The organism is Capnocytophaga cynodegmi DSM 19736, assembly GCF_000379185.1.
In the GTDB taxonomy this organism is placed as follows: Bacteria; Bacteroidota; Bacteroidia; order Flavobacteriales; family Flavobacteriaceae; genus Capnocytophaga; species Capnocytophaga cynodegmi.
Genome location: NZ_KB900726.1, coordinates 89,279 through 108,764, shown reverse-complemented (window position 1 = coordinate 108,764; position 19,486 = coordinate 89,279). Strand labels below are relative to the sequence as shown.

The window sequence follows — 19,486 nt, the reverse complement described above, 5'->3', positions numbered from 1 at the left end:
TGAACCTTAGACCTTAAACTTAAAAACTAAAACTATGGCAAAATACACAGAAGACGATTTACGTGACGAACTACAAACCAAGGAGTATGCCTATGGTTTTTATACCGATATCGAAGCCGAAACATTCCCAAAGGGGCTCAATGAGGAAATTGTAATTGCGATTTCCAAAAAGAAAAACGAACCTGAGTGGATGACTAATTGGCGTCTTGAGGCTTTCCGCATTTGGAAAGAAATGGAAGAACCTGAGTGGGCAAATGTAAAATACGAAAAACCTAATTTCCAAGACATTTCGTATTATTCCGCACCCAAGCAGAAACCTCAATACGAAAGTTTAGATGAAGTAGATCCAAAACTTCTTGAAACTTTTAACAAATTAGGTATTTCCATTGAAGAACAGAAACGTTTAACAGGCGTTGCCCCTGTTGCGATGGACATCGTGATGGATTCCGTTTCGGTGGCGACAACTTTCAAAAAGACATTGGCAGAAAAAGGAATCATCTTCTGTTCTATCTCCGAAGCCATTCAAGAACACCCCGAATTGGTGAAAAAATACATCGGCTCTGTCGTACCTAAAACCGACAATTTCTATGCTGCCCTGAACTCGGCGGTATTTTCCGATGGGTCTTTCTGTTATGTACCGAAAGGCGTTCGTTGTCCGATGGAACTTTCTACCTATTTCCGAATCAATCAGGCAGGTACAGGGCAGTTCGAGCGTACTTTGGTCATTGCCGATGAAGGTAGCTACGTGTCTTATCTTGAAGGATGTACCGCTCCGCAACGTGACGAAAACCAATTACACGCTGCCGTAGTGGAGCTCATAGCTTTGGACGATGCCGAGATAAAATACTCTACCGTTCAGAATTGGTTCCCGGGGGATAAAGATGGTAAAGGAGGAGTTTTCAATTTTGTAACCAAACGCGGACTATGTGAAAAAAACGCTAAAATATCTTGGACGCAGGTTGAGACAGGTTCCGCAGTAACGTGGAAATATCCATCGTGTGTGCTAAAAGGAGATAATTCGATTGGGGAATTTTACTCCATCGCCGTAACCAATCACTTCCAACAGGCGGATACAGGAACCAAAATGATTCACTTAGGGAAAAACACCCGTTCAACTATTATTTCAAAAGGGATTTCTGCCGGACAATCGCAGAATTCTTATCGAGGATTGGTGAAAGTTAGTCCGAACGCCGAGAATGCACGAAACTTCTCGCAATGTGATTCCCTTTTGATGGGCAACGAGTGCGGAGCTCATACCTTTCCGTACATCGAAGCGAAAAACAAGACCGCTCAAATAGAACACGAAGCCACAACTTCAAAAATCGGGGAAGACCAAATTTTCTACTGCAACCAACGCGGTATCGACACGGAAAAAGCCATCGCCCTAATTGTAAACGGCTTCAGCAAGGAGGTTTTAAACAAACTCCCAATGGAATTTGCCGTAGAAGCTCAGAAATTATTGGAAATCTCTTTGGAAGGAAGCGTCGGATAGGTCGAGAGGCTCGACACCCAATAATCTTTTTCAAAAAGAAAGATGAAAAAGCCAAGTTTCAAGCTATTTTTCACAGAAAACAACCATAACAAGGCGTTAATACAGTAGGGGTGTATTGCAATACACCCTTACATCGTTTAAAATAATGTAATATAAAACATTTCCCTATAGAGATAAAGCGTATTTCATCAAAATATTTTGTTTTTCTATAAGGGATAAGACAAATCCCTAAAGGGATAGAACATTTTTCATCAGGGATAACGTATTTCCCTAAAGGGATGAACAATATCCCTAATGGTACAAGGCATTTCCCTAAAGGGATAGAGTGTTTCCCTAAAGGGATGGACAATATCCCTAATAGTACAAGGCATTTCCTTGTAGGGGCGAAAAATATTTCGCCCGTACATTGTGTAGGACGATATGATATAAAATATTTCCCCGTAGGGGCAAAACATCTTTTGCCCTTACATTGTGCATAGTGATGTGATATAAGATATTTCCCGTAGGGGCGTATTGCAATACGCCCGTACATTATGCAGGACAATATGATATAAAATATTTCCCCGTAGGGGCAAAACATCTTTTGCCCTTACATTGTGCATAGTGATGTGATATGAGATATTTCCCGTAAGGGCGTATTGCAATACGCCCGTACATTATGTAGAGCGATTATGATATAAGATATTTCTTCCGTACATTGTGTAGAGCAATGTGATGTAAGGTGTTTTTTAAGCAATATAGATATAAATTAACATCAGCAGAAATACAATCCACGTTACAAAAACAAAGAGTGTTGATAAATACGTTCATAAAAAGCTGATAATAAGTAATATTTGGCTCGATATTTGCTTGTTTTTTAATGAAATAGCCCAAAAACTAATGGATAACAAAGGTGGAAGGCTTAAACGGAATATTAACCATTAAAATTGAATTATTATGGCAAGGAAATCGTATGCAGAAAACATCAAATCTGTAAAGTTAATGATTGACGGGCTTAGAAATCACAAGGATAATCTACCCGCAGGGATTGATGAGGCTTTTATCGATGAGTTGGAAGCCTTAAAAAACAAAGTCGAAACCCTAAACAGCGAACAAGAGAAGCTCAAAGCCGATTTAAAATCGAAAACTGAGGAGTTTGACAAGCAACTCAAGCTGCTTACCGACAAACAATCGGTTGCTCGGAAGAGAGCCAAGATGGATTATCAGCAAAGTCAGTGGCGAGAATTCGGTATTGAGGATAAAAGGTAAGTCCGCAAGGTGGTACAAAACAAAAAAATGTAGGGGCGGAAAATGCTTCGCCCGTACATTGTGTTTTTATTGTAGGGACGCGATGTGTCTCGTCCGAAAATTACATTTTCACGATAGGGATAACATATTTTTCTGTAAGGGCGAAAAGTGTTTCTCTCGTACATTATTTTTTTCAATAGCTGAAAATTACAATCCATTTAAGTAATAAAATATATGCCATTGAACAAACTATATTTTGTTATGAATAAAATAAATAATATTTTTAACATAAAATGACGGACATAAATTTATTTCTATTTGATGATTTTGAAACTTTAGACCTGTTTGGTCCTGTGGAAATTCTTGGAAAAGTAGAAACATTCAATCTGAAATATTTTTCCATCAATGGGGGAATTATAACAAGCAAACAGGGAACGCAAATTATCACACATAAAATAACAGAGAGCAATCCTACGGGTATTCTATTAATTCCGGGCGGACAAGGAACAAGAAGATTGGTTGATGATTCCATTTTTATAGATACCCTTTCTTCTTTTGCAAAAAAGGCTGAATTTTGTTTAGGTATTTGCACAGGTAGCGTATTACTTGCAAAAACAGGATTGCTCAATAATCGTGAAGCAACCTCCAATAAAAAGGCTTTTGATTGGGCAGTACAAATGGCTCCTGATGTTTGTTGGAAGCGAAAAGCCCGATGGGTGGTTGATGGAAAGTTTTATACCTCGTCAGGGGTTTCCGCAGGGATTGATATGGCTTTAGCTTTTGTAGCAGATAGATTTGGACAAGAGAAAGCACAGCAAATTGCTACGCACATTGAATATGTATGGAATTCTGACAAAGAAAATGATATATTTTCTTAATAAATAAAGAGAGATAGTATTTTTTTCGTAGAGACAAAATATATTTTGTCCGTACACAATATTTTCCAAACAAGGAAAGGTAACATCACACATAAAATAAAACCAAAAATAACTGACATATAACTACTATTACAAACATAACGATTTATGAAACAAGCATTTTTATTCATCACACTTTGGGCTTTGGCAAGTACATCTTGCAGCAAAGCAGAACATACTGAACCTCCAAAAGAACAAGAAATCCCTAAGCCGGAGCAAGAAGCCCCAAAAGGGAATATATCCAAAGAAAAGGTCAAACAATTTTTCGTAGAACACCTATCGGGTAAAACAACGTCTTTTCAAGAAGGGAAAACCTTGTCGCTTACTGAAATAGCCCATACGCAACAAGAAATTTGGCAAAGTTGGAAAGAAGCAAACCAAAGTTTTTCTGAAGAGAAGTTAGGAGATTTAGCTCCTCTTACCAATGCTACTCAAGGCAATCGTTGGCAACTTCCCGCTAACTTGGAGGCAAATGCTATAATGCCTTTCTATTGGGCTTCCAAAGGCAATCAACCTGAAAAAGGGTATCCGCTTTTTGTGTATATGCACGGTTCGGGCGATAAACATCAGGAGTGGGCTAACGGAAAGACTCTTGCACGACACTTTGAAGATGCTCCATCTGCCTATTTCATTCCGCAAATTCCCAATACGGGCGAACTGTATCGTTGGTGGCAAAAGGCAAAACAATTTGCTTGGGAGAAACTACTCCGATTGGCTTTTCTTTCAGGGAAAGTAGACGCTAATAGAGTGTATTTCTTCGGAATATCTGAAGGAGGTTACGGAAGTCAGCGATTAGCTTCTTTTTATGCTGATTATTTGGCGGGGGCAGGTCCGATGGCAGGAGGCGAACCACTCATAAACGCTCCGGTAGAAAACTGCCGAAATATTGCTTTTTCACTGCGAACAGGGGCAAACGATAATATGTTTCATCGAGATTTATTTACTCAATATGCTAAAGAAGAATTTGAAAAGTTTAAAGCCGAAGACCCTCAGGGATTTGTACATCATATTGAGTTAATTCCTAACAAAGGACACGGAATAGACTATCGCCCTACGACACCTTGGCTAAAGCAATATACACGTAATCCGCATCCGAAAAAAGTAGTTTGGGAGGATTTCCCGATGGACGGCATCTACCGAAAAGGATTTTATAACATTGCTATCAAAGAACGTGGAGCGGAGCGTGTGCGTTACACGATGAACATCGTTGATAACAAAGTAAGTATCAATGTTGATGAAGTTACTTATAAGGGAATTGAAAGAAGTCCTCGTTGGAACTTATTCACGAAATATCAAAAAACGCATATTCCTTTGCAGAAAGGAAAATTTGTTGTTTATTTGAACCAAAATTTGGTGGATTTCAGCAAAGAAGTTACTGTTGTAGTGAATAATAAACAAGTTTTCAAAGGAATGCTACAACCTGATGTTCAACACCTTGTCAATAGCTGTGCTACTTTCTTTGACCCTGAAAGAGTATTCCCTGCCGCTGTGGAAGTACACCTAAATTAAAATAGAAAATAAATTAAAAAATCAATATATAAAATGTTAGAGATAAAGAACTTACACGCCTCTGTGGAGGATAAAGAAATTTTAAAAGGCATCAACCTGAATGTAAAAGCAGGTGAGGTTCACGCCATTATGGGACCTAACGGAGCAGGAAAATCCACGCTTTCGGCAGTGATTTCGGGCAATGAAAACTTCGAAGTTACTGAGGGAGACATCATTTTGGAAGGAGAAAGCATTTTGGAAGACGCTCCCGAAGAAAGAGCCCACAAGGGAATATTTATGTCCTTTCAATATCCTGTGGAAATCCCCGGAATTTCCGTTACAAACTTCATAAAAACTGCGGTAAACGAAGCGAGAAAAGCTCGTGGTGAAGAGGAAATGCCTGCGGCTGAGCTTCTAAAGAAAATCCGCGAGAAAGCTGAACTTTTGGAAATCAACAAAGATTTCTTATCTCGTTCACTTAACGAAGGCTTTTCAGGGGGAGAAAAGAAACGTAACGAAATCTTCCAAATGGCAATGCTTGAGCCAAAAGTCGCGATATTGGACGAAACAGACTCCGGATTGGATATCGACGCTCTTCGTATCGTGGCAAACGGAGTAAACAAACTAAAAAGCCAAAACAATGCGGTAATTGTTATCACACACTATCAGCGTTTGTTAGAGTACATTGTTCCGGATTATGTTCACGTACTTGCCGATGGAAAAATCGTGAAGTCGGGCGGAAAAGAACTCGCTCTCGAACTTGAAGAAAAAGGCTATGATTGGCTGAAATAAAAACAAATCAAATAACAAAAGGTTTAAAGCAAACGCTTTAAACCTTTTGCTTCATTTGAGCCTTTCCTCAGTAGAAAATCATTAAAAAGAACGTATCAATATGAATATAAAACATTCACAAATCTTAGACAAATTAGCAGCAAAATATCTGGTGGAAACGATAGATGATGATTTAGCTCGGCTTGTTTGGTTGGCAATGACCAGTTCTGCTAACGAAACGCCACAGAAGCAATTAGCAACTATCCTTCCGAAATTGTTATTACGTTGGGATTGTGCTTTGAAACCTTCCGCAGAAAAGAACAAAAAACATTACAGAAACAAAGCCCTTGTTGCTATGGCTACACTGCTTCACAAATATGGTTTTAGTCAGCCAAGTATTACCTCTCAAGCCATTGACGCAATTGATGCACTTAACAAAGATGTTGTTTTGAGTGATGACTTCGAGAGGAAATCGCCACAAATTAAGGAACTTTTACAAAGTACGCCCGTGCCATTAAAGCGACGCCCCGCATTGCCTGAATCAATTACTTTTTATCGTCCGAAGGATATCATCGCAATAGAATTGGAAAACATCTTTTACATTGCTTACATTCATACGGATACAGGCATCAATCAAAGCCCAGTTGTGGAGTTTTATGAAAAGACTTTTGACGAAATCCCTACGCTCGACCAACTAAAAAACACCCGATCTATTGGCGAAAAATATAGTGATGGAACAACAAAAATCAGTAAGTTTAGCATCAGAGGACTAAAATATCTGCCAGACCCTGCAGGACAAGTTACATTAATTGCAAGTGCCATTGACACGCCTCCTGATAATAGCCATCTGAAAAGTCCCATAGGACTTTATTCGATGAGCGATATTTTTGAGATACAAACTATAATCAAAAGAATGTTTTCACAAGGAGATGATAAATAAAATACATCATTAATTTCTTTTGTTTATACTTATAAATTCCACAAAAAACTACTTGCTTTTTTATAAAAACAAAAGACCAAAAAATCATCTTCACAATAGCTTATAAATGAATAATTTATATCTCTTACAAAAAAGCTCTTGATATTTTGCTAAAAAGCTCAGTATCTTTTTAAGAAAAGTTCTTGATGTTTTACTGAAAAGCTCCTGATGTTTTTAAATTATCTTCTTTTTGACTTTTAAGAAACCTATTTTTCTTTCTTAAATTTTATAGATGAAAAACACCTTGTTTCAATATATAATTTATTAAAACAGAAAGAAGTAAAATCATTAAATATTTGTTAAAGTATTAGCTAATTTAGGTTTGTTTTTCTAAATTTGTCTTGTATATCACTTGGATTATAAGTGAGTTATACAACAAAATGTTTATTTGTTTAATTTTAAAAGAAAGATTCTTATGGCAATCAAGATTAAAGCAGTACAGAAAAGAAACCCGCAGAAACCTACCGAACCTGCTAAGTGGTACCCTCAAGCTGTGGGAGATGGCGAAACAAACCTCAATGACTTAGCAATGTATGCTTCGTCGGTTTCAACTGTATCAAAAGCAGATATTTTGGCAGTACTCGAAACCGTTTTGACCAAAGTAACGCACGATTTATCTGAAGGGAAAATAGTTCGTGTGGGAGAGCATTTTACGCTTCAGATGGGAATTACGGGGACTCCATCAGAAAAGGAAGAAGATGTTACAGGAACCAAAGTGAAGTCTGCTCATATTCTTTTCCGCCCAGGAAAGATGTTATCCGATATGATTAAGGTAGCCACCTTTAAGAAAAAGTAATTTTCTACCAATAATTTGTTCAAACGCTATCAGGCTTTCTATAAAAACATACTTAGAAAGCCTTTTAGTGTTACTTATCATTAATAGAAAAATATACAACAAAAACCCTATTTTCTACTTACAATTAAATACAATTAATTATGAAATAAAAACAAAACATTATGAGTATCAGCATTCAAGATTTAAAGAAAGTAGTAGAAACCACAGAATATCAGGAGTTAATAAAGCAGTTAAGCCAAGAATATCATATTGATATTTACAATACAATGGAATTACAATTGTACAATATCATTAGTGAGCAATGTAAGTTATCCAACCTTTCAATTGATGAAATTTACCGATTCTTTTTAGAAAATCAGACGTTAGTTTGCCTTTATATCAACGAGAAATTTGGTAAACCCGAAGAAGAAAAAGATGTAACATATTTAGGTTTTCCGCAAACAATCTTCCTAACTTCGGCAATGGAAATACTTCTTATTGAGCAAAATAATCTGCTTGATTATTTGAAAAAGCAACGTGTAGAAGCTCCTACAAAATATGCAAAAGAAGACATAGCTTCGTATCAAAGAGCTTTAGCCACAAGTAAAAATGAACCAATTCCTGAAGCATTCCAGAAAAAACCTATGAAGAAAAAAGTCATCTCTTCCGTAGGGAATAAAATAACTTTAGGTAAGTTTATACCTACTGATTGTGATGATGAATACCAAACTACTGCAACTATCTGGGGAAAGGAAACAGAAATCAACATTATTGGCAATTATGATTCCAAAAAAGCTATTAGCAATCGTTTGCAATGGATAGAAGATAATCGCGAAATGATACTTACTTTTGCTTTAGAAGCTGAGGACTTTTTAAGTCATTTCAACGATTGGGCAACTACTGAAATAAAGAAGAAAGGGAAAGCTATCCTGTATGATAACACTATTTTAACTACTCCTATTACGGAAGAAGAACTAATCAAAAGCATTTATATTGAAGGGATTTCTGTACTTTTAGAAGAAGGAACTATTGAAAGTATCGATATAAATCTTGTAACTTCACCTGATTATTTTGGAGGACACACCTTAGTTATTGAAATCAATAACAAGAAAAAATTATCCTTTGGAGGTATGCAAGGATAATAAATTACCTTAGCAATTTTGAAAATTAACATATTAAAAAGAATACAATAAACATACAAATAATGAAAAAGTTAGAAGCCTTAGAACAAGAATTTAGATTTGAATATCCTGCATTATACAAAGAATTATATCAAAATAATATGCTTAATTTAGGGGAATATTCTTCCGATTGGTTACAACTAACCTATCCAAAGCTGAAAGCTAACCCGCCTTTATTACTATATGGTCAAGATTTTGAAGTAACACCCATAGAAGAAATCCAATCTGCCATCGAAGAGATGCGCGACCCTGATGACTATCGTGAGATAAATCCTGACTATCTGTTTGTTCCATTTGGGCGGACTGGTGGAGGTGATTATTATTGCTTTTGGTATCATTTCCCAGAAGAAATTGAGGCAGCTGAACCGCTGATTGTGTTACTTCCTCACGATGATGTAGAGCTTGAGATATTAGCAAAGAATTTAGAGGACTTTATCTTTGCTGAGCTTTGTAAGTCGGTTTGTGATGTTTATGAAGAAGGATTGATAATGGACGGCAGTTTCAAAGAAAATACTGATAATATGCTTCGTACACATTTGCCTTATCTGTCAGAAGAAAAGCAACGTATTGTTTCTGAGCTTTATCAGCGAGAATGGTTTACTCACACGTATAAAGTGAATTATGGCAAAGGTGTAGATAGCTATCAGGGACTTATCACTCGCGAAGATTTAGAGGAGCTTTTGGAGAAAGAAATCGGTTTTGAATATCAAAATCAAACTTACTATTATGATAAAGATACGGACTCTCCTCCTCTTCAGTTACAAAAAATAGAAGGAATGCTTTGGTTGTATTTTTCTCCCATACCTGAGGAATCTTCTCCTGTATATGAACTTTTGAAGCAACTCAACTGGCGTATGGATAAAAACATAACGGATAAATTGGTTTATCAACGCAAACTGAGTCAGTACACACCACATTCTGATTGGGCAACTCGTCAGAAAGAAATCTTAGAAGCCTTCCTACCTCGACTTCAAAAGCTTAAGGAGTTTCAAGGGTTTCAATTGGTATTTAAAGATGATTCTACAGGAGAAATTGTGAATTTGACAAGTTTTATTTAAGTAAAAACATTGGATATTTTTCAGAAAATAAAGAATAATAAATTTTTCTTTTTCAGTATTTTACCATAAATTTGAACCTAAATTTTTTCAAAATGAAACAGATATTTTTTAGCATTGTAGGGCTTCTTTTAGTAAGTTGTAACCAGTCAAGAAAACTAACAGAAAGTGAGATTACTCATTACCTGACGTTGGGGGATAGCATTGCCACCCAAGCACAGAAAGTTTTGCTTATGAACGTTTCGGCAAAGATGAAGGAAGGTGGAGCCGTTCGTGCTGTGGATTTTTGTAGCGAGAAAGCTGTTTTCCTGACAGACTCTCTTTCAAATAAACATCATATTCAGCGAGTTTCTGACAAGAACCGCAACCCAAATAATTTTATCTCTTCGGAGTTAGACCAAAAAGCTTGGAATGATATGGCAACTTTAATGCAAACTTCTGGAGAAAAGCACCTGATTTTGCAAGACAAAGAAGATGTATATTATTATAAAGCAATTCCACTGGCGATGCCTACTTGCCTTGCCTGTCACGGAAATACACAAACTGATATCGCCCCAGAAACCTTTCAAATACTGGCAGAAAAATATCCGAATGACAAAGCAACTAATTACAAAATGGGCGAATTGCGAGGGCTTTGGAAAATCAAAATCGGTGACTAATTTCTTCATAACCACAAAGAATTCTTACTCTGAAGTAAATATTTTGCTTGTCGGATTATTTTTTTTCATACCTTTGCACACTTTCTTTCAGAGAAAAAAAATTTATTTAAAAAAATTACTAAACTAAAAAATGAACTTAAAAGAAAATTGGCTTTCTTCCTTTGAAACATTTGAAAATAAGGAAGATATATTAAAAGATACTCGCAGGGAAGCTATTTCAGTTTTTGAAAAGAAAGGATTTCCCACAAAAAAAGATGAGGCTTGGAAATACACCTCGCTCTCAGACTTGTTAAAAAATGACTTTGCTTTATTGCCAAAGGTAAAAAATCAGGTTACGGAAGAGCAGGTTCGTCCGTTTTTGGTGGCGTGTGATAGCTATAAAATTATCTTCGTTGATGGATATTACTCTCCAGAATTATCTGATAATCAAACTAATGATTTTCTAATCTCTCCTTTGAGTGATATTTTAAAATCTTCTGACAATCAAGAATTTGTCACAAAGCATTTCAATCAAGAAACTCGGAAAGATGATGTTTTTACAGCGTTAAATACCGCCTTTACCAGTGAAGGAATTTGCATCTATATCCCTAAAAATAAAGCAATTGAAAAGCCAATACAACTATTGTACATCACAACGAATTCAGATGAGGCAATCTGTCATCAGCCTCGAAATGTTATTGAAGTTGGCGAAAATGCACAAGTAAAAGTCATTGAAATCCACCAGAGTTTATCAAAAAATGCCGTGCTTACCAATACTGTAACTGAGGTTTTTGTTCGGAAAAATGCAATTTTGGATTACTACAAAGTTCAAAACGATAATTCAAAAGCCTCGTTGATTGACAATACTTACATTTCACAAAAAGAAAACAGCAACGCTTCGGTACATACTTTCTCTTTCGGAGGAGATTTAACGCGTAATAACTTGAATTTCTACCATCACGGGGAACATTTAGAGTCAACTCTGAAAGGCGTTACAATCCTATCAGGAAATCAGCACGTTGATCATTACACATTGGTTAATCACGCCGAGCCAAATTGCGAAAGCCATCAGGATTATAAAACTATTTTATCTGATAAAAGTACAGGAGTTTTCAATGGGAAAATTATGGTGGAGAAAATTGCCCAAAAAACGAATGCTTACCAGCAAAATGATACCATTTTACTTTCGGACAAAGCCAATATTAATACAAAACCACAATTAGAAATCTTTGCTGATGATGTAAAATGTTCACACGGATGTACAGTGGGGGAACTTAACAAAGAAGCTCTTTTCTACTTACAAACACGCGGAATTCCTAAAAAGGAAGGCGAAGCTTTGTTAACTTATGCTTTTGCTAACACGGTGCTGGAAAGTGTAAAAATCCCTGAATTAGAATCACACATTAGTACAATGATTTCTAACAAACTAGGAGTATAAGTTTCTTATCATCTGAAATTAAAAAGTAAAAAAGGTTATAAATAGTTCATATTTATAACCTTTTTTATCTATAAAACTAGCTTACTCATTTGTAGCAAACTGAACTTCGTACAGATTACGATAATAACCATTTTCAATTTGAAGAAGTTGCTCGTGAGTTCCGATTTCAACAATATTTCCCTTATCTAATACAATAATTTTATCAGCCTTTTTCACAGTTGCCAAACGATGAGCAATAATAATTGAGGTACGTCCTTTAGTTATTTTGTCGGTAGCTTCTTGAATCATTTTTTCGGAATGCGAATCTATTGACGAAGTAGCTTCATCAAGAATAAGTATCTCAGGTTTACTCATATATGCACGCAAAAAGGCTATCAACTGGCGTTGTCCTGCCGAGAGCATCGTTCCTCTTTCTTTAACGTTATAATGGTAACCATTAGGAAGTTTCATCAAAAAGTCGTGTACTCCAATGCTTTTTGCCGCTTCAATAACATCTTCTTCCTTAATATTTGGATTTTTTAATGTGATATTATTCAAAACACTATCAGCAAACAAGAAAACATCTTGTAACACTACCGCGATGTGCTCACGCAATGAGGATAAAGTGAGCGTCTTTATATCTATATCATCAATATAAATCGTTCCTGATTTGATATCATAAAATCGATTTAATAAATTGATAATCGTTGTTTTACCAGCTCCTGTTGCACCAACAATAGCAATAGTTTCACCTTGTTTTGCCTCAAAACTAACTCCTCGTAATACTTCCTCTCCCTCAACATATTCAAAACGAACATTTTCAAATCGGATATTACCTTTTACGTTTGTGAGTTCTTTATTTCCTTCTTTTTCAAGGTCAGTTGTTGTATTCAACATGGCAAATACACGTTGAGAAGCTATCACACCCATTTGTAACGTATTGAATTTGTCTGCAATATGTCTGAGAGGGCGAAACAACATTTGCGTAAGTTGAATGAACAAAAATATAACTCCTAAATCAAATGTATTTTTGGAAGTAGCATTAAAACCTCCATACCAAACGATTACAGCTATTGTGATGGAAACACACAAATCTCCTACGGGGAAAAAAATAGAGTTATACCAAATGGTTCTGAGCCAACCTTTTTTATGTTTTTCATTGATTTTTTTAAACTTTTCATATTCTCCTTCTTCTTGAGTGAAAAGCTGTACGATTTTTATTCCTGAGATTCGTTCTTGTACAAAGGCATTCAAATTTGCGACTTCTTTACGAACTTCAACAAAAGCTGATTTCATTGATTTTTGAAACCATCGTGTCATATACAGAATGAAAGGCATCGTCATAAAACTTATTAAAGCCAATCGCCAATCAATAACGAACATAACAACTGCTATCACAATCATTTTCAGCAAATCACTTATAATTTCAAAAAGCCCAGAGCTAAAAACCTCTCCGATACGCTCCATATCATTTACCGCACGTGTAACTAACAATCCGACAGACGATTTATCGTAATATGACATTTTAAAACGCAGTAAATGAGCAAAAAGCTTCTTGCGGATATCTCTGATTACAGTTTGTCCTAACCAACTTGCAAAATAAACAAATAAAAACTGTACAAGCACTTCCGACACAAGCAATCCTACCAAAAAGTATGTGATAAGAAAAAGACCATTATAATCTTTAGGAATGATGTAATCGTCTATCGCGGTCTTGATGAGATAAGGCTGAGAAGTCGCGAGTAATGAAGCCAAAACAGACAAAAAAGCAACTACAAAAAAAGCAAAGCGATAAGGCTTTACAAAATGATATAATTGTTTGAAAGTATGTTTGTTACTTTTTGAATTTTCTGACATTTTTTATTGTTTTTGAACGAAAATCATTACAAAATGTATTTTTATAACTGACGTGAAGGCTATGAAAATTAATTTCTCAAAATATTTATGATTAATTCCTTCAAGAAATCAGATTGTGAGATATTGGCTGCACCTACTCCCTTGCTTTTCATATCTATTTCCCGCAGTCCAGCAATGATAGCACTAACTCTCTTCATTGGATAATTACGAGCTGCAATATGATATTCTTTGACAAAATACGGATTGATTTTCAGCACACTTGCTACATTTTTATCGGTTTGGTCAGTGAGCCCGTGGTACATCAAAAGTTGCTGAAAAAAACTATAAAGCGTTCCAAGAGTCACAACAATAGGATTATCTTTCGGATTATCAGCAAAATATCGGATAATTCTGACCGCCTTAAATTCGTCCTTTTCTCCAATGGCTTTCCGTAATTCAAAATTATTAAACTCTTTACTAATTCCTATATTTCTTTCAATAATATCGGGAGTGATTTCGGTATTTTTTGAGACTACTAAAGTAAGTTTATCCATTTCATTCTGAATTCTGCTCAAATCCGTTCCTAAAAACTCTACCAGCATTTGCGTAGCTTGTGGGTGAATTGTGTAGCCTTTTTCTTTCAAAATAGTTGGAATCCAGTTCATCACATCTCTGTCATAAAGTTTCTTACTTTCGAAAAGAACACAATTTTTGCCAAGAGCCTTTACCAGTTTCTTACGCTTGTCGAGTGTTTTATATTTATGACAAATCACTAAAATTGTTGTTTGTGTATAGTTCTCAACATACGAAACCAAATCCTCTACAGAATTTCCTAAATTCTGAGCTTCTTTTACAATAATTACTTGATAAGGAGCCATCATCGGGAAACGTTTTGCATTATTGATGATATCTGCAACCGACACATCTTGCCCGTAAAGCACCATCTGATTGAACCCTTTTTCATCTTCTGGAAGGATATTTTCCTGAATATAATCTGAAATCAGGTCAATAAAATAAGGCTCCTCCCCCATCAAAAAATAGATAGGAGAGATATTACCTTTTTTTATGTTATCAATAATGTTTTGGGCTTCGTTCATAATCTTTTCATACTTTTAATCCCACTAACTTTTAGTACAACCTTAGTTCATTACCGAAGATTTAATAACATTTTAACACCTTGACCAGCATAAAACCTTCTTCAAGTTTCGTTAGTTTCTATAAAATGTATAATTTCATAATTTAGTTCTTCTGAATATTCCATTGGTAACGAATGAGTTGCTTTTTTCCATAACTTACACACTGCACTTCTCACATTCTTTTTAGCAACTTCCAATGCTTTAAAAGAGTTATGTACACCGCTATTATCTGCAAAAGCAATATACACGGGAAACTCCCATTCACACATCTGCTTAGGAGTAATCATTTTTGGCTTGGGCAATTTGGAAATATAGTAATTTGCAGCACTATCAATCATTTTAGCTACTGGATTTGTTATATCAATATTTTGAGAACCACTTATTTCTTTCAGCAAGCATTGTCGCCATCTTTTAGGCAAAAATCGCATATTGTAAGGTATTGACTTTAAAATAATACTAAATTTTATCATCTGAAAAGTAAAAACAGGTTCAATCAAAACCAAAGAAGCGACTCTATTTGGATAAAACGAGGCAAAATTAGCTGATAACCAACCTCCAAAAGAATGCCCTATTATGTGAAACTGAGGTACATTAAGCTTTTCTATCGTTTCTGCTATCCATCTTGCTTGTTCAAAATTATTTTGTATTGGGTGGTCTTGTTCACTTAATCCTGCATCTCCCAATGCATCAAAAGCATACACAACTCTATTTTTACAAAAATCAGGCAAATTAGCGTACCACATTGGTGTGCCTGATGATTTTCCTGGCAAAAGGAGAATAGGACTTCTATTATTAAGACAATTTTTTTTCCAGCAATACACTTGTACACTACCAAATGAAGTTTTTACTTGCGAGGACTCTGGCTGAGGCAATGTACGCATCACCTCCTCGTACGCTTCCAGATATTCTTGTCGCTTTTCTGGCGAAATCCACTTTCCAATTACTTGTTTCATAGACGATGAGGGTATTCAAACTTCACTAAGAATGCAAATATACAAAAAAACAATTATCAAACGTAGCTATAAGTTACACAAAAAAGTCACCCTGCTTTTTCAGCAAGGTGACTTTTCATAACTTCTAAGTCATTAAACTATCTTTTTGCATCAGCTGTCCAAGTTTGCTCATCTTTCATATAAAGAATACTTAAACTTGATGCTGTGATTCGGATGTATTTAACTCCTTCTTCAAAATCAACATTTACCAGAGTATTATCTCCATCTTTTTTAAACTCAACTCCTTTCAAATCTTTAATTCCATCAGAAAAACGGAAATAGTAATTGTTTCCAGCCTTAACCACAGTTACTGCTCCATCTTTTACAGATTTGTCCTCAGTTGCTGATTTGTAGCCAATCGAACCCTTGTAAGTCCCTACAAACAAATTGTTATCTGATGGGTCATCATTTTTACTACAAGCAAAAACAACCAATGTTAAACAAAAAACTCCTAAAATTTTTAATGCTTTTTTCATTTTTAAAAATATTTTACGTTAATACACCAATAAAAATACAATAATCGTTCCAAAATGAAAAATAAAATCATAAAGTTTAGTTAAAAATCAACTTTTATTGCATTTTAAGATAAAAATAAAACAATTTTCAATAAAAACCATTAATACTTACGAAAATTTCATCGATTTTGTTGGAGATATTTTAGTTATAACATATGTTGGTAGAAGTAAAATCATCAGACAGAGAGCTAATACACCAATGTTTAGAAGCAAAACAATTATTGGCTCAACATAAATTGGAACTTCTGTAACGTAGTAAGTACTTGGGTCTAATTTGATAAAACTATATTTTTTCTGCAAATAAAGTAGAAACAATCCTAACAAGTTTCCCCAAAGAAGTCCTAAAAAAATAATATAAGCTGCATTGAACAGAAATATATTTCGGATACTCTTGTCAGTTGCTCCCAAGCTCTTCAAAATACCTATCATTGGAGTTTTCTCAAGAATTAATACCAGAATAGCCGTTATCATATTAAATCCTCCAACGATTATCATTATGCCAATGATGAGATAGATATTAAAGTCAAACATTCCTAACCATTCAAAAATAAACGGATATTTCTGAATAATAGTCTGTGAGTCAAGGCTTGAAAGCGTCTCGTTATAAACTTTATTTCCTATTGTTTTTATAGCGTCAAAGTCATTGATAAAAACTTCAAAGTTTCCTATCTCATCGGGCTTCCATTGATTAATTCGCTGTATTTGCCTAATGTCTGTGAAAATATACGAGGCATCAAATTCCTGAAAACCACTATTGTAAATCCCTACAATCTCAAAATTCCGCTGATTTGGAACTTGAGATTTTTCATCTTTCAGAAAAATAGCGTGACATTTATCTCCCAGCTTCAAATGTAATCGATTCGCAAAATATTCCGAAATAAGAATTTCATTACTGATTTCTTCTCCGCTAAAATTAGGAACACGCCCTTCCTTTATAAATTCCTTCATCAATTGCCAATTGTAGTCCTTCCCTACCCCTTTGGCTAAGATTGCCTCGTAACTATTTTCTGTTCGGATTATTCCTCCCTTAGTTGCTACTGCTTGTACGTGAGTAACTTCAGGAATGTTAGGGAAATTGGGATAGAAATTTTGATGAATTGAAATTGGCTTTATCGAAACTTCCGAAGCATTATTATCATAGTTATAAACTTGAATATGCCCCTGAAATGCCACTATCTTTTCTCGGATTTTTCGTTGCAATCCCATTCCAGTAGCAATAGCGATGAGCATCATAACCACTCCCACCGCAATAGCTGCAATCGCCATTTTGATAATTGGAGAGGATACCGTACTTTTGTCCGATTTCGAAAAAATAATTCGTCGTGCTATGAAAAGTGGAAAATTCAATCGTAATTTTTTTATTAGGAGCGTCAAAAATACAATTTTTTTGCTACTTCTGATGGCTTCGTGCAAAAATAATGGGCAAAAGATTAAAAATAAACCCTTTATAACCCAACAGAATTCCTCCCAGGAAATTATTTTAGGAGCCAACCGAATGGATTTGTATTTACCTCTCTTACAAAATAAAAAAGTAGGAATCGTTACCAACCAAACGGGGATTGTTAAAACACAAACTGGCAAATACGTTCATTTGGTAGATACTCTTTTAAAAAGAGACATCAAGGTTACGAAAGTTTTTGCACCCGAACACGGATTTCGTGGCGAAGCCGACGCTGGAGAAGTAGTAAAAGACGGAAAAGACACCAAAACTGGGCTTCCTATCGTATCACTTTACGGAAAAAACAAAAAACCTACGAAAGAACAACTCACAAATCTTGATGTAATCCTTTTTGATTTGCAAGATGTTGGGGTGCGTTTCTATACGTACATATCAACGCTTCATTATGTTATGGAGGCTTGTGCTGAAATGCAATTACCCGTTGTAGTTCTCGACCGACCTAACCCTAACGCCCATTACATTGATGGTCCCGTGCTACAACCTGAGTTTAAAAGCTTTATAGGAATGCACCCTGTTCCAGTAGTTTACGGAATGACCATTGGAGAATACGGACAAATGATTAATGGCGAAAAATGGTTGGAAAATAACTTAACCGCCAACCTAACGATTATCCCTCTGGCTAACTATACACATCAAACGCCCTATAGTTTGCCCGTAAAACCCTCACCCAATTTACCTAACGACACATCGATAAACCTTTATCCCAGCTTGTGTTTCTTTGAAGGCACTAATGTAAGTATGGGGCGTGGTACTTCGTGGCAATTTCAGATATATGGTTCGCCTTATTTTGAAAAAACTACGTTCAATTTCACTCCCAAACCTAATGAAGGCGATAAAAACCCAAAATTTAACGGAAAGATTTGCTATGGGGAGGACTTGCGTCAGTATCCTACCCTTTCTAAGCTCAATTTTACTTGGCTGAAGAAAGCTCACGAGCAATCAAAAGGAGTAAAAACACCGTTTTTCACCTCTTCTTTCAACAAGATTGCAGGAAATGCCATACTAAAACAACAAATCATTGCAGGAAAAAGCGATGAAGAGATACGCAAAACTTGGAAAACCGACTTGGAGAAGTTCAAAAAGACACGACAAAAATATTTGATTTATTAAAAACTCAATAAATTCTTCTGTAAAAGAATAAATCCCTTCGAAAAGACCATAATCAACCCCAATTATACACAATCGAAAGACAAGATTCACTCTTGTCTTTCTCTTTTTTATAAATTACTATCCAGAAAAGAAGATTGACTGATTATTTTTTAATTCTTCTCGCTATTTTTTCGATTTTAACCTTTTATAGATTGATATTGACTAAAAAGAAATTAATATTGACCAATAGGAAATCAATCCCAACCAATAAGAAATCAATCCCAACCAATAAGAAATCAATCCCAACCAACAAGAAATAAATTCCAACCAACAAGAAATAAATTCCAACCAACAAGAAATAAATTCTGACCAATAGGAAATCTATTCTGACCAGCAGGAAATGAATTCTGACCAGCAGGAAATGAATTCTGACCAGCAGGAAATGAATTCTGACCGGTAAATATTGATTTCTGAAGGGTAATAATCAATGAAAAGTACACTTTTTGTTTTAAAAGTAGT

Annotated in this window: 19 protein-coding genes; 13 read left to right on the top strand and 6 right to left on the bottom strand. The window is 35.5% G+C overall.

Annotated features, from left to right (window positions below):
• Positions 1-34 precede the first annotated feature (34 nt).
• From sufB to sufD, 12 genes are all read left to right on the top strand, one after another.
• The gene (sufB, locus tag YW9_RS0108005) at positions 35-1,492 is read left to right on the top strand and encodes a Fe-S cluster assembly protein SufB (RefSeq protein WP_018279658.1); all 1,458 of its coding nucleotides are present in this window, start codon (positions 35-37) and stop codon (positions 1,490-1,492) included.
• 278 nt (positions 1,493-1,770) lie between these two features.
• A complete protein-coding gene (locus YW9_RS0108000) occupies positions 1,771-1,971 on the top strand; it encodes a hypothetical protein (protein ID WP_018279657.1) in 201 nt (66 codons plus the stop codon).
• A 457-nt stretch (positions 1,972-2,428) separates the two neighbouring features.
• A complete protein-coding gene (locus YW9_RS0107995) occupies positions 2,429-2,740 on the top strand; it encodes a hypothetical protein (RefSeq protein ID WP_013998037.1) in 312 nt (103 codons plus the stop codon).
• Positions 2,741-3,012: 272 nt separating this feature from the next.
• Positions 3,013-3,597 carry a DJ-1/PfpI family protein gene (locus tag YW9_RS0107990; protein ID WP_018279656.1) on the top strand — a complete coding sequence of 195 codons (585 nt, stop codon included), beginning with the start codon at positions 3,013-3,015 and terminating at the stop codon, positions 3,595-3,597.
• A gap of 147 nt (positions 3,598-3,744) precedes the next feature.
• Entirely contained in the window at positions 3,745-5,145 is a 1,401-nt protein-coding gene (locus tag YW9_RS0107985) for a carboxylesterase family protein (RefSeq protein ID WP_018279655.1), read from the top strand.
• Positions 5,146-5,178: 33 nt separating this feature from the next.
• Positions 5,179-5,916, top strand: coding sequence for a Fe-S cluster assembly ATPase SufC (sufC, locus tag YW9_RS0107980; protein ID WP_013998035.1), 738 nt, complete (start codon positions 5,179-5,181; stop codon positions 5,914-5,916).
• Positions 5,917-6,016: 100 nt separating this feature from the next.
• Positions 6,017-6,835 carry a hypothetical protein gene (locus YW9_RS0107975; protein WP_018279654.1) on the top strand — a complete coding sequence of 273 codons (819 nt, stop codon included), beginning with the start codon at positions 6,017-6,019 and terminating at the stop codon, positions 6,833-6,835.
• Between the two features lie 454 nt (positions 6,836-7,289).
• Positions 7,290-7,670 carry an HU family DNA-binding protein gene (locus YW9_RS0107970; protein ID WP_018279653.1) on the top strand — a complete coding sequence of 127 codons (381 nt, stop codon included), beginning with the start codon at positions 7,290-7,292 and terminating at the stop codon, positions 7,668-7,670.
• A gap of 161 nt (positions 7,671-7,831) precedes the next feature.
• Positions 7,832-8,791 carry a DUF2262 domain-containing protein gene (locus YW9_RS13135; RefSeq protein ID WP_018279652.1) on the top strand — a complete coding sequence of 320 codons (960 nt, stop codon included), beginning with the start codon at positions 7,832-7,834 and terminating at the stop codon, positions 8,789-8,791.
• Positions 8,792-8,853: 62 nt separating this feature from the next.
• The gene (locus YW9_RS13130) at positions 8,854-9,888 is read left to right on the top strand and encodes an SMI1/KNR4 family protein (RefSeq protein WP_018279651.1); all 1,035 of its coding nucleotides are present in this window, start codon (positions 8,854-8,856) and stop codon (positions 9,886-9,888) included.
• 92 nt (positions 9,889-9,980) lie between these two features.
• Positions 9,981-10,544, top strand: coding sequence for a Tll0287-like domain-containing protein (locus YW9_RS0107955; RefSeq protein WP_018279650.1), 564 nt, complete (start codon positions 9,981-9,983; stop codon positions 10,542-10,544).
• 130 nt (positions 10,545-10,674) lie between these two features.
• Positions 10,675-11,961 (top strand): Fe-S cluster assembly protein SufD, encoded by a 1,287-nt coding sequence (gene sufD, locus YW9_RS0107950; protein ID WP_018279649.1) that lies wholly within the window; start codon positions 10,675-10,677, stop codon positions 11,959-11,961.
• Between the two features lie 81 nt (positions 11,962-12,042).
• On the opposite strand, the gene YW9_RS0107945 is transcribed toward sufD, so the two are convergent.
• From YW9_RS0107945 to YW9_RS0107925, 5 genes are all read right to left on the bottom strand, one after another.
• Positions 12,043-13,797 (bottom strand): ABC transporter ATP-binding protein, encoded by a 1,755-nt coding sequence (locus YW9_RS0107945; protein ID WP_018279648.1) that lies wholly within the window; start codon positions 13,795-13,797, stop codon positions 12,043-12,045.
• Positions 13,798-13,865: 68 nt separating this feature from the next.
• Positions 13,866-14,873, bottom strand: coding sequence for a DNA polymerase III subunit delta (gene holA, locus YW9_RS0107940; protein ID WP_018279647.1), 1,008 nt, complete (start codon positions 14,871-14,873; stop codon positions 13,866-13,868).
• A gap of 101 nt (positions 14,874-14,974) precedes the next feature.
• The gene (locus YW9_RS12705; protein ID WP_018279646.1) at positions 14,975-15,865 is read right to left on the bottom strand and encodes an alpha/beta fold hydrolase; all 891 of its coding nucleotides are present in this window, start codon (positions 15,863-15,865) and stop codon (positions 14,975-14,977) included.
• Between the two features lie 137 nt (positions 15,866-16,002).
• Entirely contained in the window at positions 16,003-16,380 is a 378-nt protein-coding gene (locus YW9_RS0107930; protein ID WP_018279645.1) for a hypothetical protein, read from the bottom strand.
• Positions 16,381-16,527: 147 nt separating this feature from the next.
• Positions 16,528-17,685: an ABC transporter permease gene (locus YW9_RS0107925; protein ID WP_026193911.1), complete on the bottom strand. Its 1,158-nt coding sequence runs from the start codon at positions 17,683-17,685 to the stop codon at positions 16,528-16,530.
• Between YW9_RS0107925 and YW9_RS0107920 the strand changes: the two genes are divergently transcribed.
• Complete coding sequence (locus YW9_RS0107920; protein WP_018279643.1) at positions 17,642-18,988, top strand: exo-beta-N-acetylmuramidase NamZ family protein; 1,347 nt, start codon at positions 17,642-17,644, stop codon at positions 18,986-18,988. The two genes, YW9_RS0107925 and YW9_RS0107920, sit on opposite strands and share 44 nt — an antisense overlap.
• Before the next feature lie 275 nt (positions 18,989-19,263).
• Here YW9_RS0107920 and YW9_RS0107915 read toward each other — a convergent pair whose 3' ends face one another.
• Complete coding sequence (locus tag YW9_RS0107915; RefSeq protein ID WP_155848748.1) at positions 19,264-19,467, bottom strand: hypothetical protein; 204 nt, start codon at positions 19,465-19,467, stop codon at positions 19,264-19,266.
• Positions 19,468-19,486 lie beyond the last annotated feature (19 nt).